This is a genomic window from Methanobrevibacter sp., from assembly GCF_045120835.1.
Lineage (GTDB): Archaea > Methanobacteriota > Methanobacteria > Methanobacteriales > Methanobacteriaceae > Methanocatella.
The window spans coordinates 1-10,636 of record NZ_JBGVFE010000007.1 but is presented as its reverse complement, the minus strand read 5'-3'; the positions used below and the strand labels follow the sequence as shown (position 1 = coordinate 10,636).

At 37.0% G+C, this 10,636-nt stretch carries 7 protein-coding genes; 4 read left to right on the top strand and 3 right to left on the bottom strand.

Going from position 1 to position 10,636, the window contains the following annotated elements:
* Nucleotides 1-498: hypothetical protein (locus ACJMLO_RS00485; RefSeq protein WP_405292849.1), on the bottom strand; the 498-nt coding region annotated here is incomplete at its 3' end.
* Between the two features lie 55 nt (nucleotides 499-553).
* On the opposite strand from ACJMLO_RS00485, the gene hypF reads away from it, so the two are divergent.
* Nucleotides 554-2,794: a carbamoyltransferase HypF gene (hypF, locus tag ACJMLO_RS00480; RefSeq protein WP_405292847.1), complete on the top strand. Its 2,241-nt coding sequence runs from the start codon at nucleotides 554-556 to the stop codon at nucleotides 2,792-2,794.
* A gap of 31 nt (nucleotides 2,795-2,825) precedes the next feature.
* Here the strand turns inward: hypF and ACJMLO_RS00475 are convergent, their stop codons facing one another.
* On the bottom strand, nucleotides 2,826-3,266 hold the full coding sequence (locus ACJMLO_RS00475) for an ArsR/SmtB family transcription factor (RefSeq protein WP_405292851.1): 441 nt from the start codon (nucleotides 3,264-3,266) through the stop codon (nucleotides 2,826-2,828).
* 380 nt (nucleotides 3,267-3,646) lie between these two features.
* Here ACJMLO_RS00475 and ACJMLO_RS00470 point away from each other — a divergent pair, with 380 nt between their 5' ends.
* The 3 genes from ACJMLO_RS00470 (at nucleotide 3,647) to dnaJ (ending at nucleotide 7,394) form a co-directional block, all read left to right on the top strand.
* On the top strand, nucleotides 3,647-4,198 hold the full coding sequence (locus tag ACJMLO_RS00470; protein ID WP_405292845.1) for a nucleotide exchange factor GrpE: 552 nt from the start codon (nucleotides 3,647-3,649) through the stop codon (nucleotides 4,196-4,198).
* Between the two features lie 41 nt (nucleotides 4,199-4,239).
* Entirely contained in the window at nucleotides 4,240-6,117 is a 1,878-nt protein-coding gene (dnaK, locus tag ACJMLO_RS00465; protein WP_405292844.1) for a molecular chaperone DnaK, read from the top strand.
* A 131-nt stretch (nucleotides 6,118-6,248) separates the two neighbouring features.
* The gene (gene dnaJ / locus ACJMLO_RS00460) at nucleotides 6,249-7,394 is read left to right on the top strand and encodes a molecular chaperone DnaJ (RefSeq protein ID WP_405292842.1); all 1,146 of its coding nucleotides are present in this window, start codon (nucleotides 6,249-6,251) and stop codon (nucleotides 7,392-7,394) included.
* Between the two features lie 219 nt (nucleotides 7,395-7,613).
* Here dnaJ and ACJMLO_RS00455 read toward each other — a convergent pair.
* Nucleotides 7,614-10,636, bottom strand: a 3,023-nt coding sequence (locus tag ACJMLO_RS00455; protein ID WP_405292840.1) for a hypothetical protein, incomplete at its 5' end; no start/stop codon positions are given.

Sequence of the window (10,636 nt, the reverse complement as noted above, 5' to 3'; positions counted from 1 at the left end):
GGGAAACAGCCTGTGAATTCCTGCAACACCAATATCATATGATGTGATTGCCTCACAGCCACCTTCCTCTACAATGACCCTCGCTTCTTCGGCAATATTGATGTCTGAGGTTCCTGCAGTTATAATTCCGATTTTTGCAATGGGATCCCTTTGGATTTTCTCCTTTCTGATAATTAAAATTTGAGCCCTCCGGTTATATTCGAAAATATAGGAGTTTTCACCAAGATCCCCAACTATTTTTTCATATCGTTCAGGGGATAATTTTGTGACTATCAAATCGTCATCGCTTTTTTTAAGATAATTCCGAATTATTGTAAATAAATCCTCATAATCCTTGCTGGAAGAAAATATCGCTTCCGGAAACCCTGTCCTTTCAGTTCTTTTAACATCAAACTTGGCAATATCGTCAAACTCAAGAATATTGTTTGCCTTCAAAAGCTTTTCCGCTTCGGCAATATCAATCTCGCCACTTAGCAATCTTTCAAGAATATCTTTCATAATATAATATATAGGATAAAATTATATAAAATTTAACTTACAATATAATAATTTAATGAAGGCATTGAAGATTTTAACCGAAGGCATTGTCCAGGGAGTAGGATTCAGACCATATGTATATAGGCTAGCTAGCGATTTAAACCTAAAAGGCCATGTAAGAAACCTCGGAAATGTAGTTGAAATCATTGTTGAAGGTGAAAAAACAGAAGATTTCACAAAAAGACTTCCGAATGAATTGCCGCCAATCGCCAAAATAGATTCAATGCAAATATCCGAAATCGACACTGAAAATTATGAGGACTTTAGAATTATCGAAAGCAAAGACAGCTATTCGGGAGTGAGCGTAATTCCACCGGATATTGCAATATGCGACAAATGCCTGGAAGAAATTAGAAACCCTGAAGACAGACGCTACAAGTACCCGTTCAATGCATGCACAGATTGCGGACCAAGATTCACCGTTATTGAAAGCGTACCATATGACCGTGAGAGAACATCAATGGAGGACTTCCCCTTATGCGACGACTGCCTAATCGAATACAGACAGCCTCTGGACAGACGCTATCACGGAGAGGCAATATGCTGCAGTGACTGCGGACCCCAAATGGAAATATATCATGGGCAAGACAAGTTGGATGTTGAAAATCCTATCAGAAAAGGCGCCGAAATCCTAAAGGATGGTGAAATCCTAGCAATAAAGGGAATTGGCGGAACACATTTGGTTGTTGATGCATATAATGATGATGCAATTAAGGAACTTAGAAAACGGCTGAACCGTCCGAATCAGGCATTTGCAGTAATGTGTAAGGATTTGAAAAGCCTGAAGAATTATGCGCAGTTAAGCGAAAAGGAAATAAAAACGATAACATCAAATAAAAGACCAATCGTAATCTTAAAGAAAAATGAAGGTTATGAATTTCCTGAAAGCCTATCTCCCGGCCTTCACAACATCGGCGTGATGCTTCCCTACTCTCCTATGCACTACCTGCTTTTTGATGAAAGCGACATTGACACTTATGTGATGACCTCGGCAAATATTCCCGGCGAACCGATGATGATAGAAAATGCAGAAATCATCAATGGAGTAAATGACTATTCTTTAGTCCATAATCGCCGAATATTGAACAGATGCGACGATTCGGTTATAAGATTTAGAAATGATGAGCTGTCATTCATCAGACGCTCACGAGGATACACACCAGAACCATATACAATCAATTATGATGCTAATGATTTGGATGTGCTGGCATTAGGTCCAGAACTTGACGTGACCTTTTCAATTGCCCGAGGGGATAAAGTATACCCTTCACAGCATATCGGAAATACCAACAAGCCAAAAACATTAATGTTTTTAAGAAAGGCCATTGAAAACATGGAAAGGATTACAAAAATCAGCGAATTTGATGTGATTGCCTGCGATATGCATCCACATTTCTTTACTACCCGATTAGCTCATGAGCTGGCGGAAAAATATGATGCAGAGGTTCTGCCTGTCCAGCACCATCATGCACATTCAGTGGCACTTGCAAATGACCATGGAATAGATGATATGATAGTCATTGCAGCCGACGGAGTGGGCTACGGCAGTGACGGAACAAGCTGGGGAGGAGAAATTCTCTACACTGACATTAACAGTTTTGAAAGATTAGGACACCTGGAGCCCCAATTAATGCCTGGAGGAGATGTCGCAACCAGATATCCTGCAAGAATGCTTGCAAGTATCCTGAAGGATGATGATTTGATTAGGCACTACGCCGATTACTTCAAGTATGGGGAAATGGAAATCAAAAACATTAAAAAGCAGATTGAAGCCGGAATAAATGTTGGAACAACAACCAGTACAGGAAGAGTTCTTGATTCAATGGCAACAGCATTGGAAATCTGTCATGAGCGAACATATGAGGGAGAATGTTCCATGAAGCTTGAATCCGCCGCATATTACTCGACCAAGAATTTGGAAATTCCTGTAATGATAGAAAATAATCAGCTGAATACAACTGAAATATTGCGCGAAGTTGTAAGATTATATCAAAAAGGCGAAAAAAAGGCAGATGTTGCTTCAGCAGGACAGATTGCAGTTGCAAGAGGTTTAAGTGAGCTTGCAATTAAATCAGCAGATAAAAAGAAACTAAATGATATCGGAGCTACCGGAGGAGTATTCTACAACGAAGCCATTACAGACACTGTCAAAAATCATGTTGAAAAAAACGGATATAATTTCATACAGCACCTAAACACCTGCGCCGGTGACGGATCTGTTTCACTGGGCCAAAGTATCGTTGCCAAAAAAAATTAAAAAAAATGTTTGAAGTAAATTCAAACAATAACTATCTTCTTTTCATGGTCCTTTCAAGGATATATTCCGCTCTCTCCAAGAGATTGCCATATAATCTAATCTGATTTTTCAGCTCATCAATAGCTTCGAGCTGTCCGTCATCGATTCTCTTTTCTATGTCCAGGAGTTTGGACCATTCGTCTCCTGATGGAAGTTGCAGTGTATTGAGCATGTCATCTGTAAACTGCACGTCGAAGTTGTTACGGTTAATGGTAATGTGGATGTTAACTTCATTCTGCAAATCATAGTATTTACGAGGACGACCTCTTAAAATCTTTTTGTAGGAAGAATTGAGAATTCCTATATCTTCCATTGCACGCAAGTGTGCAATAATTGCTTTTTGACCAATGTCCAGTTCATTGGAGATTTCACTGACAAACATAGGTTCTTCCCTTAAAAGATTTATGATATCTCTTCTAGTCTTACAACCCATTACATCAAGGATATCTTCCACATCAATGTCGTCTGACTGGTCATTGTAGTTTCTGCGTATTTCTATATGGCCAGTAGGCTGTGTGACATCTCTGCGATGTTTTTGATTTTTCTCAATGTCGTTTGCATTAGTCATGATTATACCTTATGTATCGAAACCTTTATATAACTTTTTGTTACTATAATAATGTAAGAGAAAGATAACTTTTGGTTACTTTAATATTTGGTTTCGAAAAACTCGGAGTAATAACTCTTAAATGATGAACCATTTTCCTATATGTCCATAAATTCCCAAAAACCAATATTAAAAACCTAAAAGTGTGAATTCTCGGTTAAGAGTTATTACAAAGGTTTTTCCAAAAACCTAAAAAAGGTGTAACTATGACTGATGAAAATAAAAGCGAAGCTGAAGTAGAAACTCAAGATTTCGAAGAAAAAATTGAAGAGCTTGAAAAAGAGCTGTCTCAAAAAAATGAAGAAATCGAAAAACTTCAAGAAGATCTTGAGAAATCAGAAAGTGAAACCCAAGAATATATCTCACTGTCACAAAGGCTTCAGGCGGATTTTGAAAATTTCAAGAAAATAACCGATAAGAGAAACAAGGACCTCATAAAATTCGCAAATGAAAATGTGATAAAGGAATTTCTAGACTGCTATGAAGACTTCGGAAGAGCTTTAGAAACTGAAAACGATGAAGATTTAAGAAATGGCATTGAATTAATATACAACAAATTTACCGACGTGCTCACAAAAGAGGGCGTAACAGAAATCCCCGCAAAGGGCGAAAAGTTCGACTTGAACAAACATGAAGCGTTGATGGTTCAGGAATCCGATGAAGTTGAAAACGGATACATTATAGAAGAGCTAATGAAAGGCTACATGTACAAGGATAAAGTTCTGAAATATTCAAAAGTTATAGTTTGCAAAAAATAACGTTTATTAAATAATCTATAAAATAAAATAAGGTGATAATTATGTCTGATACTAAAAAAGAAAAAATTATTGGAATTGACCTCGGTACAAGTAACTCAGCAGCATCTGTGCTTGTAGGAGGTAAACCTACCACAATCCCTTCAGCTGAAGGGGCAAGCCAATACGGTAAATCATTCCCAAGTTATGTTGCATTTACCGATGACGGTCAAATGTTAGTCGGTGAACCGGCAAGAAGACAAGCAGTAACCAATCCTGAAAATACAATCAGTGCAATCAAAAGAAGCATGGGTACTGATCATAAAGTTACTGTAAACGGAAAACAATACTCTCCACAGGAAATTTCCGCATTCATCCTTCAGAAAATCAAAAAGGATGCAGAAACCTTCCTCGGAGAACCTGTTGAAAAAGCCGTAATTACCGTACCTGCATACTTTGACGACAACCAAAGGACTGCAACAAAAGACGCAGGAACCATTGCCGGACTTGATGTGGTAAGACTTGTAAACGAACCTACCGCAGCAAGCCTCGCATACGGTCTTGACAAATCAGAAGATGATGACATGAACATCATGGTATACGACTTAGGTGGAGGTACCTTGGACGTAACCATCATGGAGTTCGGTGGAGGAGTGTTTGAAGTAAGATCCACCAGCGGAGACACCCAGCTCGGGGGTACCGATATGGATAACGTTTTAATCAAATACCTTGCCGATGAGTTTAAAGCTCAAGAAGGAATTGACCTAATGGACAATGACCAAGCGGTACAAAGATTAAGGGAAGCCGCTGAAAAGGCTAAAATCGAATTGTCCACCACCACAACGACCGAAGTAAACTTGCCGTTCATTGCAATGGGCGCTGACGGAACTCCTAAAAACTTAATCATTTCACTTACAAGAGCAAAATTAGAAGAGCTCGTTGATTCAATTGTCGAAAAATCAGGTAAACCAATGCAACAGGCATTAGATGATGCAAAAATGAGCAAATCAGAAATTGATAAAATCATCTTAGTCGGTGGACCTACCAGAATGCCGATCGTACAAAAATTCGTTGAAAAATTCATAGGAAAACCTGTTGAACGTGGAATTGACCCTATGGAATGTGTATCCATGGGTGCCGCAATTCAAGGAGGAGTATTGGCAGGAGAAATTAAGGACATTGTTCTTTTAGACGTAACTCCATTATCCTTAGGTATCGAAACCCTAGGTGGAGTATCAACAACCTTGATTGAAAGAAACACTACCATTCCTACCAAGAAAAGCCAAGTGTTCTCCACAGCTGCCGACAACCAGCCTTCAGTAGACATTAATGTTTTACAAGGTGAAAGAAAAATGGCGGCCGACAACACATCCTTAGGCCGTTTCCAACTTGTAGGTATCCCACCTGCACCTAGAGGAGTCCCACAAATTGAAGTTACATTTGATATTGACGCAAACGGTATTATCAACGTAACCGCTAAAGACAAAGGAACAGGCAAGGAACAGGCAATTACAATTACATCTTCCACAAAACTGTCCGATGAAGAAATCGAACAGAAAATCAAAGAAGCGGAAATGAATGCTGAAGCGGACAAGAAAAGACAGGAAGAAATTGAAATCAGAAACAATGCAGACTCATTAATTTACACTTCAGAAAAAACCTTAGATGAACTCAAAGATAAAGTATCTGAAGATGAAAAAACTAAAGTCGAAGGACTTGTAGCTGAATTAAGAGAACTCATAGCTGGCGATGACATTGATGCCATCAAAGCGAAGTCTGATGAATTATCCAATGTAGTTCAAGAGATTGGAGCTAAAATCTACCAACAAGCTCAAGCAGAAGCACAAGCTCAGCAGCAAGCAGGAGCTGATCCTAATGCTGGAGCTCAAGACAACGGCGATGATGACACAATTGATGCAGACTATGAAGTAAAAGACGATTAGATTAAATAATGCAGTTTTATTAGTTGTTAGGTTATATCAAAAATCAGAATCAATAGGAATAAACTAACGATGGATAAAACTAATTATTTTTTCTATCTAATTTTTTTTAATTTATTTTTTAAGGTGAACAAATGGCAGACAAGCGCGACTATTATGAGGTTCTCGGTGTGGACAAATCTGCAGACGAGAAAACAATTAAAAAAGCTTATCGTAAATTGGCCAGAAAATACCATCCAGATGTTTGTGACGAGGAAGGAGCTGAAGAAAAATTTAAAGAGGTAAGTGAAGCTTATGCTGTCTTGTCCGATGATGAAAAACGTCAAAGATATGATCAGTTCGGTCATGCAGGAATGGACGGATATACCGCTGAAGACTTCTATCAAAACGTGAACTTTGATGACATTTTCCAAGGCTTCGATATCGGAAACATATTTGACATGTTCTTCGGTGGAAGCAGTTCCCGCTCAAGGGGCAGAAGTGCAGGTCCTCAGAGAGGTTCAGACATCTACACTGAAGTTCCGATTACACTTGAAGAGGCATTCAACGGCTGTGAAAAGGAAATAAAAATCACAAGAAGCGAACTGTGCCCAACATGTAACGGCTCAAAATCAAAGCCTGGAAGCAATCCTGCAACATGCAGCACATGTGGAGGAACCGGTCAAATCAAAGAGGTAAGCAACACATTTTTAGGTCAGATGGTTAACGTAAGACCATGTAGGGAATGTGGAGGAACCGGTAAAATCATTACCGATCCATGTGACGACTGCCACGGAAAAGGAAGTAAAAGAAAAACAAAAACAATCAAAATCGAAATTCCGGAAGGTGTCGATGAAGGCAACCACTTAAGGGTTTCCGGCGAAGGAAACTGCGGCGAATCTCCCGGTCTTGAAGGAGATCTGATTGTTACCGTGCATATCAAAAGACATAAGGTATTCCAACGCGAAGGAGACCACATTTACCTGGACCAGCAAATCAGCTTTCCGCAGGCAGCGCTTGGTGATGTGTTAAGCATTCCAACAATTGATGGAAAAGAGGTTGAATTTAAGATAACTCCAGGAACACAAAGCGACACAGTATTCAAACTAAGAGGCCAAGGGATGAATTCCGTAAGACATTCAGGTAGAGGAAACATGTATGTAAATGTCAAGGTTGTCGTTCCTAAAAAACTAAATTCAAAACAAAAGGACATACTCAGAGAGTTCGCTGAAGTCAGCGGTGATGAAATAAAGCACGTTGAAAGAGGACTCTTCGACAGAGTTAAAGATGCTATGAAATAAATTGGCCATGTGCTGATTTATTTTTTTCTTTCTATTTTTTAGTCTAATTTTTCTATTAGAATACTTGCAATACTGATCAATTAAATGAAGAGTATTAACAATAACTATGATAATTTTACATTAAGTATTGGATATGCTCAATCAATAATTTAAAAATAGGTTTTTTAAATTGGGCAATCTATATGAAAAAATAAAAAAAGTAATAGAGATTAAAAATCTCTATTTGACTGTAATTTTAACAGACTTGGATGCAGCATTATAGTAATTATTGCCTTCGTATTTAACTTTGGCTTTGTATTTACCTTTTTTGCTTAATTTCTTAATTTTAAAGACTGCTTTACCTTTTGAATTGGTTTTTGCATCGTAATATTGGCCTTTAATTTTTAAAGAAATCTTTGCTTTATTAATGCCTTTATTTTTGCTGTCTTTTAAAGTTACAGTATATTTTTTAGTTTTCTTTTTGGCTTTGAATGACTTCTTCTTAGCGGTTAACTTAGATGCTTCTTTGGTGAATTTCACTTTAGTGGTTGCACTGGAAGCGAGATAGTTTTTATCACCATCGAAACTCATGGTTAAGGTTTGAGTTCCTTCTTTTGAAGTATCAAGCAAGTACTTAATTGCACCATTCTTATCAGTAACATAAACTCCTTTTTTACCATTAAATACGATATTTACATATCTGTTAGCTAAAAGATTGCCTTTTGAATCTTTTAAAGTTAAAGTAATGAAAGAAGTTTGACTTTTAACAGCGGTTAAAAGTACAGTTGTGGAAGCAGGCACTACGATTTGGGTTGATCTTAAATCAACTTTAATATGGCCAGTAGCGGTTGCTTGAGCATAATCATCATTACCATTAAATGTGAAAGTAATATTATGGTCACCAGCATCTAAATCAGAAGTGAATCTTGCAAGACCATTTGCATCAGTAGTAGCATTCAAATTGACGAATCCGTAAGCTGCAACAATAGTAATGCCAGAAATTGGTTTACCATTTTCATCCAATGCATAGACAGAATAAACACTGCCGTCTTTGTAGACATAATGTGCATCTAAAGCAAATAAGATAGTTTTATATCCTGGAGAAACATTTTTTATAATAGCTCCAGCACCAGGATTAGCAATTGCATTCCTACCTTCATTTTTTCTGCCAGTGATGTAATTATCATCTACAGTTGAATTAGTGTTTCCTAAATCGATTGCATACTCACCAGCAATGGATTCGATATAATTATCAGATATGTTTGCAACACCTTTTGAAACGGTTATTGCAGTGTTATCCTCAGAAGAAGTTCCTAATGATCTGATAATATTGTCAGAAATGGTATTATTTAAAGAACCTGCTTTAATGGCACAAGTGTATCCTCCTTCAGCGATAATGGTATTGTTTATAATGTTTTCAATACCGCCATTAAGGTCTAATCCAACAACATTTCTTGCATAACCGTAGATTTCGTTTCCAATATAATCTACATTGAAATTGGTTACGTCACCATACATATTTGAATAAATAGGATATGAGAACTCTTTACCAACAGCAACAATAGTGTTGTTTTCTACAATACCGCTTGCATCGGCATCAGGATTGATACCGTTAGCATAATTGTTATCGGATAGAACTAAAATTCTATTATCGCAGATTGTAAAGTTATCTGAGGTTATGATAATGCCATATACATAACTGTGACCATTAGCAGTAATGTTGTTTTCAGAAATAACCGCATTACTTGAAGTTATGAAATCTACAGTATAAATTGTATCAAAAGCTCCATAGACCTCATTATACTCAACATCTACAACATTTTTATAAAATGTAACATCATCAGAGTCTACAACTACAATTCCTTCACTGACTGAGAAGCTTACCCAATTTCCAGAACCTGCAGGAATTTCCTTCCAAGGAACTTCACATGAAACTAACTCTAAATCAAATTCATTATCAACAATTATAGCTGAAGTAGCATTATAAAGATAAACCGCATTATTTATTCCATTACCTGCAGTAGCACCAGTATAAGTTATATAGTTCTGATAAACAAGCAATCCAGGAACATCTTCTGCATAAATGGCATAAGCATCCTTATCCACATTTGCAACAACTTCAATAAAGTTATCTCCAATATCAGCAGAATTAACGTCTGCAACGTAAATGCCTTTACCAGAAGTGGAAATAATATTGCCGATTACGGTTGCATCACCCTCAATGAGTTTAATACCAACAGTTTCCACACCGAAATTTGCTTCCCAAACATACATGTCACCAATTTCATCGGAAGCTAATTTGATAGAATTGTCCTCGATGTTAATGGTTTTTCCTTTAAAAGCGATTCCAGTAGTGTAGTTACCCTCAAGTAAGATAGTATTATCGACAATATCGCTTTCAACATCACCTAAAGAGAAACCAAATACATTATATGAGTAACCATAAATTTCATTTTTGTAATATTCAACACTAACATTCTGACCATTCATGCCTGAGTAAATAGCATAAACGGAGTTATCTGCCTCAACTTCAATATAATTAGATTCTACAACACCACTGGCCGGACCTTCAATATCAATACCATTAGCATAATAATTAGAAAAACTACTAATATCATTTGACCTGATTATGAAATCCTCACCAGACATGTAAATTCCATAAATATAACTGAAACCATATGAATTAATATCATTATTTGTTATGAGGGCATCATCAGAATTCTTGAAAGAAACTGAATAGATTGTATCGTAAGATCCTGAAATATTATTATAATACACAGCTACATAATTATTATCAAATACGACACCGTTTGAATTTTCAACTACAATTCCTTCACTGACCGGGAAACTTACCCAATTATAAGAACCTGCAGGAATTTCCTTCCAAGGAACTTCACATGAAACTAACTCTAACTCAAATTCATTGTCATAGATTTTAGCTGAAGTAGCATTATAAAGATAAACCGCATTGTTTATACCTATACCTTTGGTAGCGCCCCTATATCTTATATCATTATCATGAATTTCCAAGTTAGGAACATTTTCAGCAAAGATAGCATAAGCATCTTTATCCTCATGAGCCAAAACAGCAATTTCGTTTTCATCTATATCAACAAGACCTACATTGCTTCCAATATAAATGGCCTTACCGTAAGATCCGATTCTATTTTCAGTTAAAGTTGCATTACCTTTAATGATTTTAACACCAACAGATTCCACACCGAAATCTGCTTCCCAAACATACATGTCACCAATTTCACTAG

Coding starts and splice junctions, on each gene's coding strand:
- hypF (WP_405292847.1), top strand. CDS start 554: ATGAAGGCATTGAAGATTTTAACCGAAGGCATTGTCCAGGGAGTAGGA.
- ACJMLO_RS00475 (WP_405292851.1), bottom strand. CDS start 3,266: ATGGGTTGTAAGACTAGAAGAGATATCATAAATCTTTTAAGGGAAGAA.
- ACJMLO_RS00470 (WP_405292845.1), top strand. CDS start 3,647: ATGACTGATGAAAATAAAAGCGAAGCTGAAGTAGAAACTCAAGATTTC.
- dnaK (WP_405292844.1), top strand. CDS start 4,240: ATGTCTGATACTAAAAAAGAAAAAATTATTGGAATTGACCTCGGTACA.
- dnaJ (WP_405292842.1), top strand. CDS start 6,249: ATGGCAGACAAGCGCGACTATTATGAGGTTCTCGGTGTGGACAAATCT.